The organism is Streptomyces sp. NPDC091271 (assembly GCF_044757505.1).
Classification (GTDB): Bacteria; Actinomycetota; Actinomycetes; order Streptomycetales; family Streptomycetaceae; genus Streptomyces.
Genome location: NZ_JBIVVD010000001.1, coordinates 1,259,901 through 1,275,766, shown reverse-complemented (window position 1 = coordinate 1,275,766; position 15,866 = coordinate 1,259,901). Strand labels below are relative to the sequence as shown.

Here is a 15,866-nt window from a genome sequence, read left to right as displayed (position 1 = left end):
GCTGCCTCAGTGAACATGCTGCGGGGCCGCCGGCGCCTCGTCTCCCGCGCGCTCCCCCGGGATCCTCGCACGTGGTGCCGTGCGGTCCGGCGGCTCGATGCTGAGATGCGGGAGCAGCCGGTCCAGCCGGGCGGGGAGCCACCAGTTCGCGCCCCCGAGCATGTGCATCAGCGCGGGCACGAGCAGGGTGCGCAGGACGAAGGCGTCGAGGGCGACGGCGGCGGCGAGCGCGATGCCGAACATCGCGATGACGCGGTCGCCGCTGAGGACGAAGGCGAGGAAGACGGAGATCATGATCACCGCGGCCGAGTTGATCACCCGGCCGGTCTCGGCCAGGCCGACGCGTACGGACCGCCGGTTGTCGCCGGTCTCCAGCCATTCCTCGTACATCCGGCCGACGAGGAAGACCTGGTAGTCCATCGACAGCCCGAAGAGCACCGAGACCATGATCACCGGGAGGAAGGGCTCGATGGGGCCCGCGCTGCCGAGTCCCAGCAGCTCGCTCCCCCATCCCCACTGGAATACGGCGACGACGACGCCGAAGGAGGCGGCCACGGCGGCCACGTTCATCACGGCGGCCTTGAGGGGAACGGCGAGGGAGCGGAACGCCAGCAGCAGGAGCAGGCAGCCGAGCCCGACGACCACCCCGACGAAGAGCGGCAGCTTGCCGACGATGATCTCGGCGAAGTCGTCGTATCCGGCCGTCACCCCGCCCACATGCGTCCGGAGCGAGGTGGTGTCCCCCGTCGGCGGCAGGACGTCGTGGCGGAGCCGGTCGACGAGTTCGCTGGTCCGCTGCGACTGCGGAGCGGAGTCGGGGACGACGGTGAGGAACGCGGTGTCGCCGCTGCCGTTGTAGGTCACCGGACTCACCGACGCGACACCTTCGGTGTCCCGCAGCACGGCGGGCAGGCCGTCCAGGGCGAGCCGGTCGTCGGCTCCGTCGAGGTGGGCGGCTATGGTCAGCGGCCCGTTGACGCCGGGACCGAACCCGTCGGCCAGCAGGTCGTACGCCTGACGGGTGGTGGCCGTGGCGGGGTTGTTGCCCTGGTCGGAGGTGCCCAGGTGCAGGGAGAGGGTGGGCAGCGCGAGCACCGCCATGACGGCGGCGGCGGCCGCTCCCAGCAGCCGGGGGCGCCGCTCTACGAAGGCCGACCAGCGGGCGGTGAAACCGGTGGCGCGTTCGCTCTGCGGCCCGTGCTCGGTGAGCCGGCCGCGCTCACGCCGGCTCAGGGCCCGCATGCCGATGCAGGAGAGCAGCGCGGGCAGCAGGGTCACGGAGGCGGCGACGGTCAGCACCACGGTGAGGGAGGCGGCGATCGCGACCCCGTTGAGGAAACCCAGCCGCAGGACCAGCATGCCCAGCAGGGCGACGCAGACGGTGGCTCCGGCGAAGACGACCGCGCGGCCCGTCGTCGCGACGGCGTTCCGCGCCGCTTCGGGCACGGACAGGCCGCGTCGCAGGCCTCGCCGGTGCCGGGTGACGATGAAGAGGGCGTAGTCGATGCCCACGCCGAGCCCGATGAGCATCCCCAGCATCGGCGCGAAGTCGGCGACGGTCATGACATGGCCGAGCAGCACGATGCCCGCGTACGCGGTGCCGACGGAGACGAGTGCGGTGGCGATGGGCAGCAGGCTCGCGGCGAGCGAGCCGAAGGCGAGGAAGAGGACGACCGCGGCGACGGCCACCCCGACGGCCTCGCTCAGATGGAGCGCGGGCGCCTCGGTCAGCGCCACGGGGGCGCCGCCGAGTTCGACCTGGAGTCCCTCGCCCGCGGCCCGCCGCGCGGTGTCGACGACGGCCTGTGCCTGTTCCGGCGGGATCTCCCCGGCCCGGTGGTCGAAGGTGACCGTCGCGTAGGCGGTGTGCCCGTCCGTGCTGATCCGCCCCTGATCCGTCGCCCCGTAGGGACCGGTGACGTCACCGACCCCGGACAGTGCGCCGATCTCGTGCAGCGTCCTGGTCATCGTCCGCTCGACGCCGGCGTCGCGGACGGTGGAGCCGGAGGTGTGCCAGACGACGGTGCCGGTCTCGCCGCCGAGGTCGTCGAAACCCGCCTGCAGGAGCTCGCCGGCACGGCCGGACTCGGTGCCCGGCACCTCGTAGTCGTTGGAGTACGCGGACCCCGCGAACCCGGCCGCGGCCGCCATGCCTCCGAGGGCGAACAGCCAGATGAGGACGGTGGCGAGGCGGTGCCTGAGACACCAGCGTGCGATGGCGGCCAACGGAGGTGCTCCTGGGGTTCGTGGACCGTAGGGGGATATTACGGAAACATCCCACGAAGTCACATGACCTGAGCGCCTCACTCTGTCAGCCGTTCCTGACCATGTGCCGCTTTCGTGGCCATGGTCACATGGCTTGACTTCGCCCCTTTCGTCGTAGGGCCGCCATCACCGCCCGCCTCCTGCCCGTCAGCCGGTGACGCTCGCCCGGCCGTTCTCGATGTGGCCCATCAGCCGGCGCCTGAAGGGGTGCGCCTCGTCGGCCGTCACCTCGATGTCGTACCAGCCGTGGGCGTCGGCCGCCGAATGCACGACCGTACGGCTGCGCCCGGGCTTGACCGCGACCGTCCGGGTCCAGTTCCGCAGGTCGTCCTCGTCGACGTATCCGAGGGGCCGCACGGTGTAGGTCAGCGTCCGCCTGCCGTTGTTGCGCAGCGTGAGGTGCAGGTCCCGCTCGTGGGCGTCGATGCGGGAGGTCAGCTCCGCGCCACCGCCGGACGCGCCCTCGAACTCCCGCCGGAAGCCGTTCGGGCCGGTGACCGTGAAGCGGTACGCCTCACCCGTCAGCGGCACCGCCCACCGTGCCGTGCCCCTGACGTCCCGGTGCTGCGGGGTGGGGAACTCCCCCGCGTACGGGTAGAGCGTGAAGTGCGCGGAGGACCTGCCGGTGTTGCTGAGGTCCAGCCGCAGCCCGCCGGCCACGCGCCTGGCCTGCGCGTCGGGCTGGTAGGGCAGGGGCCGGGCCGGACGGGCGCCGGCCTCCTGGACGGGCATGTGCTGGACGGCAGGCGGCTTCGGCTGCCAGCGTCCGCCGAACGGCGGGATCGCGGCGGGGGGCGCCGTCTCGGGCTGCCGCCGCGCACGGGTGAAGTCGAAGGCCGAGGTGAGGTCCCCGGTGACCTTGCGCCGCCAGTCGCCGATGTTGGGTTCCTCCACCCCTGTCCAGCGCTCCAGGAGGCGGATCACGGAGGTGTGGTCGAAGACCTCGGAGCAGACGTATCCGCCGACGGACCACGGGGAGACGACCAGCAGCGGGACCCGCACGCCGAGCCCGGTGGGCTTGCCCTCCCAGTGCTCCTCGGTCACCTCCGCGGGGGCGACCGGCGGCGGCACGTGGTCGAAGAACCCGTCGTTCTCGTCGTAGTTGATGAGGACGACGGTGCGCCGCCACACGTCGGGGTGCTTGCCGAGTGCGTCCAGGATCTTGTAGACGACGGTCGCGCTGTGCACCGGCGAGGAGACGCTCGGGTGCTCGGAATCGACCGCTGACGGGACCAGGTAGGAGACCTCGGGCAGCGTCCCCGCCGCCACGTCGTCGGCGAACTCCTGGGCGAGCGTGCCCGTCTCGACCCGGCGCAGCCCCCGCTCGAACAGACTGCGCTCGGCCGCCGTCAGGCCGGCGACGCCTTCGTCGAGCAGGCCCAGCAGCCGCTCCCGCTCGGCAGCCCCGTCCGCGTCGCGCACGGTGGCGTAGAAGGACTCCATGTAGGTGTGGCCGTCGGTCTTCGCCAGGGCCTTGCGGGCGATCGCCTTGAAGGTGGCGAAGAACTCGATCTGGTTGTCGGTGAAGTTCTCCCACTCGGTGTACGTCTTCCAGCTCCGCCCGGCCTTCTCCAGCCTCTCGGCGTAGGTGCCCCAGTCGTATCCCGGGTGGGTGCCCTCGTCGTACGCGTCGTTGCCCACCGCCCGCCTGCCGTCCGGCTCGTCGCCCGTCCGGCCGCTCCACAGGTGGTTGCGGTTGGGGCTGGTGGAGGTGTGGATCGAGGAGTGGTAGGCGTCGCAGACCGTGAACGTGTCGGCGAGTTCGTAGTGCAGCGGGATGTCGCCGCGGTCGTAGTACGCCATGGTCGCGGCGGTCTTCGCGGTGACCCAGCCGTTCATCCAGCCGTCGGCCCACGCCTTGGAGCCACCGCTCCACGAGTGGTCGAGGGCGCCGATGTACTGCAGGTCCTTCTTCTGCGCTTCCGCGGCCTCGCGCACGGGGAACGGCAGCACGGTCGAGCCCGCCGGCCCCGGCTGTTCGAAGACGGGCCGGCCGGAGGGGAGCTCGATCGCGTTGCGGTCGCCGAAGCCGCGCACTCCGCGCAGCGTCCCGAAGTAGTGATCGAAGGAACGGTTCTCCTGCATCAGGATCACCACGTGCTCGATGGCGTCCAGCCCCGCGGCACCGGACCGCTCGGCCGCGGGCTGCGCGGCGATCGCCGCCTGGAGCGACGGAGGCAGGAACGATCCCGCCGCGGCGGCGCCGAGCGCACCGCCCCCGAGCGCGAAGAGCCGCCGCCGTGACATGTCCGTGGTCAAGTGAGCCTCCCGATTCCGTATCTACGGCTGGAAGCTAGTCACGCCGGGTGGCTACGGGAAGACCGCCGTACGGCCTGGTGGTGAACGTCCTGCAGGCCGGCCCGGGCAGCGCGAAGGGGGCGGCACACCCGGTCGACGGGTGAACCGCCCCCAGGGGCGTGCCGGGGATCAGCCCTCGACGCCGAGCTTCTCCAGGATCAGCTCACGCACACGCGCCGCGTCGGCCTGCCCGCGGGTGGCCTTCATGACGGCACCCACAAGGGCGCCGGCCGCCGCCACCTTGCCGCCGCGGATCTTGTCCGCGATGGCGGCGTTGCCCGCGATGGCCTCGTCGACGGCCGTCGACAGCGCACCCTCGTCGGAGACGACCTTCAGGCCGCGCTTCTCGACGACGGTGTCGGGGTCGCCCTCGCCCGCGAGGACACCCTCGAGGACCTGGCGCGCCAGCTTGTCGTTGAGGTCGCCGGAGGCGACGAGCTCCGCCACCCGGGCGACCTGCGCCGGGGTGACCGGCAGCTCGTCCAGGCTGCGGCCGGTCTCGTTGGCGTTACGGGCGAGCTCACCCATCCACCACTTGCGTGCCTGGTCGGACGGGGCGCCCGCGTCCGTCGTGGCGACGATCAGGTCGACCGCGCCTGCGTTGAGGATGGACTGCATGTCGTGCTCGTTGACACCCCACTCCTCCTTCAGCCGCTTGCGGCGCAGCCGGGGCAGCTCGGGAAGCCCCTTGCGGAGCTCCTCGACCCAGTCGCGGGCAGGGGCGACCGGCACCAGGTCCGGCTCGGGGAAGTAGCGGTAGTCCTCGGCGTTGTCCTTGATGCGGCCGGCCGTGGTGGAGCCGTCCTCCTCGTGGAAGTGCCGGGTCTCCTGCACGATCGTCCCGCCGGAGTTCAGCACCGCGGCGTGACGCTGGATCTCGAAACGGGCGGCACGCTCGACGGAGCGCAGCGAGTTGACGTTCTTCGTCTCGGAGCGCGTGCCGAACTTCTCGGTGCCGTTGGGGCGCAGCGACAGGTTGACGTCGCAGCGCATCTGGCCCATCTCCATCCGGGCCTCCGAGACGCCGAGCGCCTTGATGAGCTCGCGGAGCTCGGCGACGTACGCCTTGGCGACCTCGGGGGCGCGTGCGCCCGCTCCCTCGATCGGCTTGGTGACGATCTCGATGAGGGGGATGCCCGCACGGTTGTAGTCGAGCAGCGAGTGGGAGGCGCCGTGGATACGGCCGGTGGCACCGCCGACGTGCGTCGACTTGCCGGTGTCCTCCTCCATGTGCGCGCGCTCGATCTGCACGCGGAAGATCTCGCCGTCCTCCAGCTGGACGTCCAGATAGCCGTTGAAGGCGATCGGCTCGTCGTACTGGGAGGTCTGGAAGTTCTTCGGCATGTCCGGATAGAAGTAGTTCTTCCGGGCGAAGCGGCACCACTCGGCGATCTCGCAGTTCAGCGCGAGACCGATCTTGACGGCGGACTCGACGCCGATCTCGTTGACGACCGGCAGCGCGCCCGGCAGTCCGAGGCAGACCGGGCAGGTCTGCGAGTTCGCGTCCTGCTTGAGCTCGGTCGAGCACCCGCAGAACATCTTGGTCTTGGTGCCGAGCTCCACATGGACCTCGAGGCCCATGACGGGGTCGTACGTCGCGAGGGCATCCTCGTACGACTCCAGGTCGATGACAGTCACGATGAAACTTTCCCTCTCAGCCCAGCAGGACGTCGTCGTCGCCGAGACGCTTGAGCTCGCGGTAGAGGATCGCGAGTCCGGTCACGATCGCGGCGGCGGATACGGCGGCGTCGATCAGCCGCAGCGTGTCGTTGTCCTGGCGGGCCATCCTCGCCTGCTTGACGACGCTGAGTGCGCCGAAGGCGGTGGTGCCCAGGGACACGTACACACCGGACTTGGACTTCTTGAAGTTCTTGGCCTTCTTAGCCATTGCGCTCATAGTGACGGAGCCTCCTCAAGCAGCGGGTGCCCCCACTTTTCCACGAAAGCGGCCTCGACGGCTGCTCCGACCTTGTACAGCCGGTCGTCCTTCATGGCGGGGGCGATGATCTGCAGCCCGACCGGCAGGCCGTCCTCCGGTGCCAGGCCGCAGGGCAGCGACATGGCGGAGTTGCCGGCGAGGTTGGTCGGAATGGTGCACAGGTCCGCGAGGTACATCGCCATCGGGTCGTCGGCGCGCTCGCCGATGGGGAAGGCGGTGGTGGGCGTCGTCGGCGAGACGACGACGTCCACCTGCTCGAACGCCTTCTCGAAGTCCTGGGTGATGAGGGTGCGGACCTTCTGGGCCGAGCCGTAGTACGCGTCGTAGTAGCCGGAGCTGAGCGCGTACGTGCCGAGGATGATGCGGCGCTTGACCTCGTCGCCGAAGCCGGCCTCGCGGGTGAGGGCGGTGACGTCCTCGGCGGACCGCGTACCGTCGTCGCCGACCCGCAGGCCGTAGCGCATGGCGTCGAAGCGCGCCAGGTTCGAGGAGGCTTCGGACGGCGCGATCAGGTAGTACGCCGAAAGGGCGAGGTCGAAGGACGGGCAGTCCAGCTCGACGATCGTCGCGCCGAGGGACTTCAGCAGCTCGACGGACTCGTTGAACCGCTGGACGACGCCGGCCTGGTAGCCCTCGCCCGCGAACTGCTTGACCACGCCGACCCGCATGCCCTGCACGGAGCCGTTGCGCGCGGCCTCGACGACCGGCGGGACCGGGGCGTCGATGGACGTCGAGTCGAGCGGGTCGTGGCCGCCGATGACCTCGTGGAGCAGCGCCGCGTCCAGGACCGTACGGGCGCAGGGCCCGCCCTGGTCGAGGGAGGACGAGAAGGCGACCATGCCGTAGCGGGAGACGCCGCCGTAGGTGGGCTTGACGCCGACGGTGCCGGTGACGGCGGCGGGCTGGCGGATGGAGCCGCCGGTGTCCGTGCCGATGGCGAGCGGTGCCTCGAAGGAGGCCAGCGCGGCGGACGAGCCACCGCCGGAACCGCCCGGGATACGGGTGAGGTCCCAGGGGTTGCCGGTCGGGCCGTAGGCGCTGTTCTCGGTGGAGGACCCCATGGCGAACTCGTCCATGTTGGTCTTGCCGAGGATGACGACGTCGGCGGCCTTCAGCTTCTTCGTGAGGGTCGCGTCGTACGGCGGGACCCAGCCCTCGAGGATCTTCGAGCCGACGGTGGTCGGCATGTCCTGGGTGGTGAAGATGTCCTTGAGCGCGAGCGGGACGCCGGCCAGCGGGCCGAGCTTCTCGCCCGCCGCACGCTTGGCGTCGACGGCGCGGGCCTGCGCGAGCGCGCCCTCGCGGTCGATGTGCAGGAAGGCGTGGACCTTCTCGTCGATGGCGTCGATCCGGGCCAGGTGGGCCTCGGTGACCTCGACGGCCGTCAGCTCGCCGGAGGCGATCTTCGCGGCGATCTGGGCCGCGGTGAGCTTGATGATGGTGCTGATGTCCGTCATGGCTGTTAGTCCTCCCCCAGGATCTGCGGCACCTTGAAACGCTGCTGCTCCTGGGCCGGGGCGCCGGAGAGCGCCTGCTCGGGGGTGAGCGACGGACGGACCTCGTCCGCCCGCATGACATTGGTCAGCGGCAGCGGGTGGGAGGTCGGCGGTACGTCTTGGTCGGCGACCTCGGAGACGCGGGCGACCGCGCCGATGATGTCGTCGAGCTGACCGGCGAAGTGTTCGAGCTCTTCGCCCTTCAGCTCCAGACGCGCCAGCCGGGCGAGGTGGGCGACCTCCTCGCGCGTGATGCCAGGCATGCAGCGATCCTCAGGGTTTGGTGTGTGGTTTTGGCCCAATCCTATGGGGTCGCCGGACACTGCCCCGACTGCGTTACCACCCGCCGCCTCACAATCCCGGTCCGGCCACATCGGGCCCGTCCGGCGATTGCGGACAAAACGGCCACCGGGTGAGCCGTACGGCCCTCAGGCCGTCGCCGGGCCCGACACCGCCCGCCCGGCCGGGCGCTGCTGCTCCACCTCGGCCTTCAGCACCGCCGCCGCGGCCTCCAGGTCGGCGGGCCGCCGCCACCCGTGCTCGCCTCGGGCCCGCAGCCAGGCCGTCGTCTCCTGCGGCGGCATCGCAGCGGCGACGAGCCACCCCTGCACCGCGTCGCAGCGCAGGTCCCGCAGCCGCTCCCAGGTCTCGTCGTCCTCGACGCCCTCGGCGACGACGATCAGGCCGAGCGAATGGGCCAGGTCGATGGTGCAGCGGACGATCTCGGCGTCCTCGTTGTCCACGGCCAGCCGAGCGACGAACGACCGGTCGATCTTGAGCTCGCTGACCGGCAGCTTCCGCAGATGGACGAGGGAGGAGTAACCGGTGCCGAAGTCGTCGAGGGACATCTTCACGCCGTGCCCGGTCAGCCCGGCCAGGGTGTCCGCGGCCCGCTGAGGGTCCTCCAGCAGGACGTGCTCGGTTATCTCCAGCTGGAGCGCACCGGCCGGGACCCCGTGCCGGGCGAGCCGCGCGGCGACGCTGCCCGCGAAGCCGGGGGTGTGGACGTCGCGCGGCGAGACGTTGACCGCGACGGGGACGAACAGCCCCTGGGCCCGCCACCGGGCGACCTGGGCCAGCGCGGTCTCCAGGACGTACTCGGTGAGGTGGGGCATCAGCCCGGAGGATTCCGCGATCGCGATGAACTCGTCCGGGGGGACCCGCCCGCGCTCCGGATGCACCCAGCGCACGAGCGCTTCGAGGCCCGCGACCTGGCCGTCGAACCGGACCTTGGGCTGGTAGTGGAGCTCCACCTCGCGGGCGTCCAGGGCCCTGCGCAGATCGCCCAGCAGGCCGAGCCGGTCCGGGGTGTTGCTGTCGCGCTTGGACTCGTAGACCTCCACGCCCGTGCGGTCCCGCTTGGCCTGGTACATGGCCACGTCCGCCCGCCTGAGGAGCCCTTCGGCGTCCAGCGCGTGGTCGGGGTGGACGGCGACCCCCGCGCTCGCCTCCAGCACGAGCGTGAGCCCGTCGAGGTCGAGGGGCGAGGAGAGCTCGGCGACCAGATGGCGGGCGATGCGCTGGGCGCTGGTGGCGGAGTCCGCGGTCGGCAGCAGCACGGCGAACTCGTCGCCGCCGAGTCGTGCGGCCTCCGCGCCGCGCGGCAGGGCGAGTCGCAGCCGCTCCGCTATCTGGAGCAGCAGCCGGTCGCCGGCGAGATGCCCGAGGGTGTCGTTGACTGCCCGGAAGCGGTCGAGGTCGATGAGGACCAGGGCGGTTCTGGTGCCGGTGCCTCCGGCCTCCTCCAGCGCCGTCCACGTTCTCTCCAGGAGCCACTGACGGTTGGGCAGACCCGTGAGCGGATCCCTCAGCTGCTCCTCGGCCCGTGCGCGGGCGATCCACAGCGTGGAGTCCAGGGCGATCAACGGGACGGCGAAGAGCGGCAGCAGCACGGGCTTGGCCGAGGCCACCACGCAGATCAGCGGGGCGATGCCGAGCAGGGCGACCGCGACGAGCCCCTGGCGCAGCAGGGCGGTGCGGGCGATCGTCGGCAGCCCGCCGCTCTGGGACGCCCTGGCGTACCAGAGCAGGAAGCGGGTGACGAGGAGATACGTGCCGGCGGCGAGCAGCACTTCCGGTAAGGCGTCGATGCCCCAGTGGAGTGGCCGCCAGGGCCTTTCGACGCTCGGGACCTCGCCGAAGGCGGACAGGATCAGCGCGGCCGCCCCTATGCCGAGTATGTCCACCGCCCCGTGCAGCAGCCCCTGCCACCACCGGTGCCGCCTGGCCGTACCGACGAGCACCACCACGACGAGGCTGACCAGGCCCGCGGCCACCCAGCCGTAGAGCAGCAGGACGGCGAGGGTGAGGGCGGCGCCGGAACCGGTGCCGCCCCACCAGCGGTCGCGCCCGAGGGCGACCAGATGGCCCACGATGATTCCGGTGAGCAGGGCGAGCGACCAGCCGGCGGTGCCGGCGGGGAAGAGCGCGTGTCCGTCGTGGACCGTGCGGTAGAACCCGGTCGCCAGCTGCACGGCGGCGACAGCCACGACGACGGCGCCCACCTTGGACGTGAGGCCCACGAAACCTTGCAGACGCGACACCGGTGCGGCGCTCTCGGTCGGTTTCATTCCGTCCCTCTCACAGCCGGCGGTGCCGATGTCCCATGGTGGCCCCCGCTCCCATGCCACCACGACCCGAATCCCACCACGCGGCCGGGCACGGCAGGTGCTCGTTCAACAGTAGGCCGACGAGGGCCCCCACGGGCAGCGCTCTGCAGCTCTTGCCCGAATGCGGTCCTCCACCGCTCACCTTCTGATAAGCGCCGAACGGGTGATGCGGTCGGGCCGACCCACGCCCGCGTCACCTCGTCGGAGTACTTCCCCCGTCGCTCACGACCACGCGTCGCCGGCATCTCGATCGCGCCTCGATCAGGTCTCCTCGGGGGGAACAGCGACCTCCCGGGCCGCGTCCGGCCCTTGCTCCAGGAGTACGGCGAAGCCGTCCTCGTCGAGCACGGGCACCTTCAGCTGCATCGCCTTGTCGTACTTGGACCCCGGGTTGTCGCCCACCACCACGAAGGAGGTCTTCTTCGAGACGGACCCGGTGACCTTCGCCCCGAGGCTCTGGAGCGCCTCCTTGGCTCCGTCCCTGGTGTGCGCGGCAAGGGTGCCGGTGACCACGACGGTGAGCCCCTCCAGCGGTCGCGGCCCCTCGTCGTCGCCCGCGCCCTCGTCCTCCATCCGGACCCCGGCCTCCCGCCATTTGCGCAGGATCTCGCGGTGCCAGTCCTCGGCGAACCACTGCTTGACCGAGGCGGCGATGATCGGGCCCACCCCGTCGGCCGCGGCCAGCTCCTCCTCGGACGCCGCGTCGATCCGGTCGACGGACCGGAACTGCCGGGCCAGCTCGACGGCGGCCACCGGGCCCACGTGCCGGATCGAGAGGCCGGTGAGGATCCGGGCGAGCGGGGCCTGTCTGGCCGCCGCGATGCCCTCCAGCATGCCGAGGGCGTTCTTCTTCGGCTCACCCTGCTGGTTGGCGAAGACCGTTGCGATCTTCTCCTCGCCCGTCTTCGGGTCACGCTTGGGCAGCCCGCTGTCGGGGTCCAGGACGTACGCCCGGATCGGCAGCAGCTGCTCCACCGTCAGGCCGAAGAGATCCCCCTCGTCCAGCAGGGGCGGCTCGGCGGGCTCCAGGGGCTTGGTCAGGGCCGCGGCGGCGACATAGCCGAAGTGGTCGATGTCCAGGCATTTGCGGCCCGCGAGGTAGGCCAGCCGCTCCCGCAACTGGGCGGGGCAGGAGCGGGCGTTGGGGCAACGGAGGTCGATGTCGGCCTCCTTCATGGGCCGCAGCGGCGTCCCGCACTCGGGACACTCGGACGGCATGACGAACTCCCGCTCGCTGCCGTCCCGCAGATCGACGACCGGGCCGAGGATCTCCGGGATGACGTCGCCCGCCTTGCGGAGCACCACCGTGTCGCCGATGAGGACGCCCTTGGCCTTCACCACGTTCTGGTTGTGCAGGGTGGCGAATTCGACCTCCGAACCGGCCACCTCGACCGGCTCGACCTGGGCGTACGGCGTGACGCGGCCGGTGCGGCCGACACCGACCCGGATGTTGACCAGCTTGGTGTTGACCTCCTGGGGCGCGTACTTCCAGGCGATCGCCCAGCGGGGCGCGCGCGAGGTGGAGCCCAGCCTGCCCTGGAGCGGGATCTCGTCGAGCTTGACGACGACGCCGTCGATCTCGTGCTCGACGGACTGCCGGTTCTCGCCGAACCAGGCGATGAACTCCCTGACCTCGTCGAGGGATTCGACCACCTTGTTGTGCTTGGCGGTGGGCAGGCCCCATTCCCTCAACAGGTCGTAGGCCTGGGAGAGCCGGTCGATGTCGAAGCCCTCACGGGCGCCGATGCCGTGCACCACCATGTGGAGCGGGCGGGTGGCGGTGACCTTCGGGTCCTTCTGCCGCAGCGAACCGGCCGCCGCGTTGCGCGGGTTGGCGAAGGGCTTGTCCCCGGCCTCGACCAGCCGGGCGTTGAGCCCCTCGAAGGCCTCCATGGGGAAGAAGACCTCACCGCGGATCTCGACGAGCGCGGGGACGTTGTCACCCTTGAGCCGGAGCGGGATCTCGGCGATCGTACGGACGTTGGGGGTGATGTCCTCCCCCGTGCGGCCGTCGCCGCGGGTCGCCGCGCGGGTCAGCCTGCCGTGCTCGTAGGTGAGGTTGACGGCGAGGCCGTCCACCTTGAGCTCGCACAGGAAGTGGTACCCGCCCCTGCCCACGTCCTTGGCCACGCGCTCGGCCCAGGCCGCGAGCTCCAGGTCGTCGAAGGCGTTGTCCAGGGAGAGCAGGCGCTCACGGTGCTCAACGGAGGTGAATTCCGTGGTGTAGGGGCCCGCGACCTTCTGGGTCGGCGAGTCCGGGGTGCGGAGCTCGGGGTGCTCGTCCTCGATGGCCTCCAGCGCGCGCATCTGCCGGTCGAACTCGGCGTCGTCGATGACGGGCCGGTCCTTCACGTAATACCGGAAGCGGTGCTCCTCGATCTGCTCGGCGAGGAGTGCGTGCTGTTCCTGCACCTCCGCCGGCACACCGGTCAGCTGCTGCGCCTGCTCTTCGCCGGCCATCGACTGTTCCTCCGTTGCCCCATTAAGACCTCTACGACGACCCGTTACTCAGGGTTGTCCGCGAGCGACCTCGCAGCCCGGGCGCAGTGGGCGAGCGCGGCGCGCGCGTACGCGGGTGACGCTCCCGCCAGCCCGCAGGACGGGGTGACCACGACGGACTCGCTGAGAGTCCCCGGATTCAGCCCCAGCCTGCTCCACAACGTCCTGACCTCCATGACGCTACCGCCCGGGTCCGACAATGCGGTCGAGGCGGCGTCGATACCGGGAACCACGCCGAGGAAGAGCTGGGTACCGCCTTCGACGGCTTCCCCGATCGCCTCCTCCTCACGCTCGGTGAGTAGGGAGAAGTCGAAGGAGACCCCGCCGGCGCCGGCGCGGCGCAGCAGCGCGAACGGCACCTCCGGGGCACACGAGTGGACGACCGTGGGGCCCTCACCGTTCACCGCGAGCAGCTCGCGCAGCGTTCCCTCGACGACCTGGCGGTCCACCGCACGGTAGGTGCGGTAACCGCTCGCCGACCTGACCCGCCCCAGCAGTACGGCGGTGAGGGAGGGTTCGTCGAGCTGGAGCACGACCTCGGCGCCGGGGATCCTGCGCCGCACCTCCGCGAGGTGGGAGCGCAGCCCCTCGGCCAGCGAGCCCGCCAGGTCACGGCAGGCGCCCGGGTCGCCCAGCATGGCCTCGCCGCCCCGCAGTTCCATCGATGCGGCCAGGGTCCAGGGTCCGACGGCCTGGACCTTGAGCGGCCCCTCGTAGCCCTGGGTGAACTCCTCCAGCGCGTCGAGGTCCTCGCCGAGCCAGGAGCGGGCGCGGCGGGTGTCGCGGCCGGGGCGGTCGCTGATCCGCCAGCCGCTGGGTTCGACATGGCCGTACATCTCGACGAGCAGGCCGATGGTGCGCCCGATCATGTCCGCGCCGGGGCCTCGCGCGGGCAGCTCCGCCAGATACGGCATGCCCTGGCCGTCGGCGAAGGACCCGGTGACGGTTCTGGCCGCCTCCCGGGCGTCTCCCCCCGGCATGGACCCGATCCCGGTGGCTGCACTCGCGCTGAACCCGCTCTTCTCGCTCACGCGGAAAGCCTACGGGCCCCGGGCGCGGGTCCTCAGCGGCCGGGGCGGACCGTCAGGTCGTTGATCTCGGCGTCCCTCGGCAGATCGAGCGCGAGCAGGATCGTGGTGGCCACCGATTCCGGGTCGATCCAGCGCGAGGCGTCGTACTCCTTGCCCTCCTGCTGGTGGACCTTGGCCTGCATGGGGCTGGCGGTGCGGCCCGGGTAGACGGAGGTGACCCTGACGCCGTTGCCGTGCTCCTCGTGGCGCAGCGAGTCGGCGAGTGCCTTGAGCCCGTGCTTGCTCGCGGCGTACGCGCCCCATTCGGCGTGCGCCGCGAGCCCGGCGCCGGAGTTCACGAAGACGACGTGCCCCTGGGTGACGCGCAGCTGCGGCAGCAGCAGCCGTGTCAGCTCGGCCGGGGAGACCAGGTTGGCGTTGAGCTGGAAGTGCCAGGCCTTGGGGGTGAGGTCGCCGATCGTGCCGAGCTCGACGACGCCCGCGATGTGCAGCAGCGAGTCGAGGCGTTCGGGCATCGGCTGCTGCCCGAACGCCCAGGAGAGCCGGTCGGGGTTGCCGAGGTCGCCGACGAGCGTGCGGGCCCCGGGGTGGAGCGCGGCCAGTTCCTTGGCGCGTCCCGCGTCCCTGGCCAGCAGCACGAGTTCGTCGCCGCGCTCCAGGAGACGGCGGGCGACGGCCGCTCCGATGCCGGAGCCGGCGCCGGTGATGAGATGAGTAGGCATGGACTCATGCTCGCATCACTGCAGGCCGGCCGACTCCTCCAGGTGGGCCAGCGCCCCGACGCCGTCCTCGGCGAAGAAGACCAGCTCGGTCAGCGGGACCGGCAGGAAGCCCTCGTCCTCCATGCGCCGGAACTGCTGGTGCAGGCCGTCGTAGAACCCGGCGGTGTTCAGCAGGACGACGGGCTTGGTGTGCTTGCCGTGCTTCTTCAGCTCGAGGATCTCCGTCGCCTCGTCGAGCGTCCCCGTCCCGCCGACCATGATCACGACCGCGTCGGACTTCTCCAGGAGCAGCGCCTTGCGCTCGGCCAGGTCCTTGGCTATCACCATCTCGTCGGCGTTCGTCCGCGCCTTGGCCGCCAGGAAGTCCACGGACACCCCGACGAGCCGTCCGCCGGACTCCTGTACGCCGTCGGCGACGACCTTCATCAGCCCGCTCTCCGAGCCGCCCCAGACCAGGGTGTGCCCGCCCCGGCCCAGCAGCTCGGCGAATTCACGGGCGGGCCCCGTGTAGCGGTCGTCGAGGTCGGCGGCGGAGAGGAAGACACAGATGTTCATGCGGATACCGTACGACCGGCCCCGGGCGCGGGAAGAAACCGGGCTCCCCCTCGGCTGAACCAGGTATGACCTCCACCACAGGACACACCATCACCGTCGGACCCGAAGCCGTGCACGTGCGTGCGGTGCACGACGGGCAGGTGCTCGCCGAGAGCCGCCGCCCCCTGGTGCTGCGCGAGACGGGCTGTCCCGACCGCTACTACCTGCCGCCCGAGGATGTGCGGACCGACCTGCTGACGCCCTCGGACACCCGTACGCACTGCCCGTTCAAGGGTGACGCTTCGTACTGGTCGCTGCCGGAAGCGGCGGACCTCGTCTGGGCCTATCCGGAGCCCAAGGAGCAAGTCGCGGCGATCAAGGGGCACTTCTGCTTCTATGCCACGGATGTGGTCAGCGACTGACCGTCAGAAATATTTCTCCGTACCGGCGATGAGTTCCGCGGGGCGCGGCAG

12 protein-coding genes are annotated in these 15,866 nt (G+C 71.0%); 1 reads left to right on the top strand and 11 read right to left on the bottom strand.

Annotated features, from left to right (window positions below):
* Nucleotides 1-6 precede the first annotated feature (6 nt).
* The 11 genes from ACIQM3_RS06095 to ACIQM3_RS06045 form a co-directional block, all read right to left on the bottom strand.
* Nucleotides 7-2,226, bottom strand: a complete 2,220-nt coding sequence (locus ACIQM3_RS06095) for an MMPL family transporter (protein ID WP_401619364.1) — start codon at nt 2,224-2,226, stop codon at nt 7-9.
* A gap of 186 nt (nt 2,227-2,412) precedes the next feature.
* A complete protein-coding gene (locus ACIQM3_RS06090; protein WP_401619361.1) occupies nt 2,413-4,524 on the bottom strand; it encodes a phosphocholine-specific phospholipase C in 2,112 nt (703 codons plus the stop codon).
* Between the two features lie 168 nt (nt 4,525-4,692).
* Nucleotides 4,693-6,201, bottom strand: coding sequence for an Asp-tRNA(Asn)/Glu-tRNA(Gln) amidotransferase subunit GatB (gene gatB / locus ACIQM3_RS06085; protein ID WP_401619358.1), 1,509 nt, complete (start codon nt 6,199-6,201; stop codon nt 4,693-4,695).
* 16 nt (nt 6,202-6,217) lie between these two features.
* Entirely contained in the window at nt 6,218-6,460 is a 243-nt protein-coding gene (locus tag ACIQM3_RS06080; protein WP_136329351.1) for a hypothetical protein, read from the bottom strand.
* Nucleotides 6,457-7,959, bottom strand: a complete 1,503-nt coding sequence (gene gatA / locus ACIQM3_RS06075) for an Asp-tRNA(Asn)/Glu-tRNA(Gln) amidotransferase subunit GatA (RefSeq protein ID WP_401619355.1) — start codon at nt 7,957-7,959, stop codon at nt 6,457-6,459. Before gatA ends, ACIQM3_RS06080 begins: the two co-directional genes overlap by 4 nt.
* Nucleotides 7,960-7,964: 5 nt before the next feature.
* A complete protein-coding gene (gene gatC, locus ACIQM3_RS06070) occupies nt 7,965-8,261 on the bottom strand; it encodes an Asp-tRNA(Asn)/Glu-tRNA(Gln) amidotransferase subunit GatC (protein WP_014153935.1) in 297 nt (98 codons plus the stop codon).
* A gap of 165 nt (nt 8,262-8,426) precedes the next feature.
* Complete coding sequence (locus ACIQM3_RS06065; RefSeq protein WP_401619352.1) at nt 8,427-10,568, bottom strand: putative bifunctional diguanylate cyclase/phosphodiesterase; 2,142 nt, start codon at nt 10,566-10,568, stop codon at nt 8,427-8,429.
* A gap of 300 nt (nt 10,569-10,868) precedes the next feature.
* Nucleotides 10,869-13,067 carry an NAD-dependent DNA ligase LigA gene (ligA, locus tag ACIQM3_RS06060; protein WP_401619349.1) on the bottom strand — a complete coding sequence of 733 codons (2,199 nt, stop codon included), beginning with the start codon at nt 13,065-13,067 and terminating at the stop codon, nt 10,869-10,871.
* 44 nt (nt 13,068-13,111) lie between these two features.
* The gene (locus tag ACIQM3_RS06055; protein ID WP_401619347.1) at nt 13,112-14,137 is read right to left on the bottom strand and encodes a methionine synthase; all 1,026 of its coding nucleotides are present in this window, start codon (nt 14,135-14,137) and stop codon (nt 13,112-13,114) included.
* 32 nt (nt 14,138-14,169) lie between these two features.
* Nucleotides 14,170-14,859: an SDR family oxidoreductase gene (locus ACIQM3_RS06050; RefSeq protein ID WP_401619344.1), complete on the bottom strand. Its 690-nt coding sequence runs from the start codon at nt 14,857-14,859 to the stop codon at nt 14,170-14,172.
* A 15-nt stretch (nt 14,860-14,874) separates the two neighbouring features.
* Nucleotides 14,875-15,414 (bottom strand): TIGR00730 family Rossman fold protein, encoded by a 540-nt coding sequence (locus tag ACIQM3_RS06045; protein ID WP_393761094.1) that lies wholly within the window; start codon nt 15,412-15,414, stop codon nt 14,875-14,877.
* 65 nt (nt 15,415-15,479) lie between these two features.
* Here ACIQM3_RS06045 and ACIQM3_RS06040 point away from each other — a divergent pair, with 65 nt between their 5' ends.
* Nucleotides 15,480-15,815, top strand: coding sequence for a DUF427 domain-containing protein (locus ACIQM3_RS06040; RefSeq protein ID WP_401619340.1), 336 nt, complete (start codon nt 15,480-15,482; stop codon nt 15,813-15,815).
* Nucleotides 15,816-15,866: the final 51 nt, after the last annotated feature.

Coding starts and splice junctions, on each gene's coding strand:
- ligA (WP_401619349.1), bottom strand. CDS start 13,067: ATGGCCGGCGAAGAGCAGGCGCAGCAGCTGACCGGTGTGCCGGCGGAG.
- ACIQM3_RS06080 (WP_136329351.1), bottom strand. CDS start 6,460: ATGAGCGCAATGGCTAAGAAGGCCAAGAACTTCAAGAAGTCCAAGTCC.
- ACIQM3_RS06040 (WP_401619340.1), top strand. CDS start 15,480: ATGACCTCCACCACAGGACACACCATCACCGTCGGACCCGAAGCCGTG.
- ACIQM3_RS06045 (WP_393761094.1), bottom strand. CDS start 15,414: ATGAACATCTGTGTCTTCCTCTCCGCCGCCGACCTCGACGACCGCTAC.
- gatA (WP_401619355.1), bottom strand. CDS start 7,959: ATGACGGACATCAGCACCATCATCAAGCTCACCGCGGCCCAGATCGCC.
- gatC (WP_014153935.1), bottom strand. CDS start 8,261: ATGCCTGGCATCACGCGCGAGGAGGTCGCCCACCTCGCCCGGCTGGCG.
- ACIQM3_RS06065 (WP_401619352.1), bottom strand. CDS start 10,568: ATGAAACCGACCGAGAGCGCCGCACCGGTGTCGCGTCTGCAAGGTTTC.
- ACIQM3_RS06050 (WP_401619344.1), bottom strand. CDS start 14,859: ATGCCTACTCATCTCATCACCGGCGCCGGCTCCGGCATCGGAGCGGCC.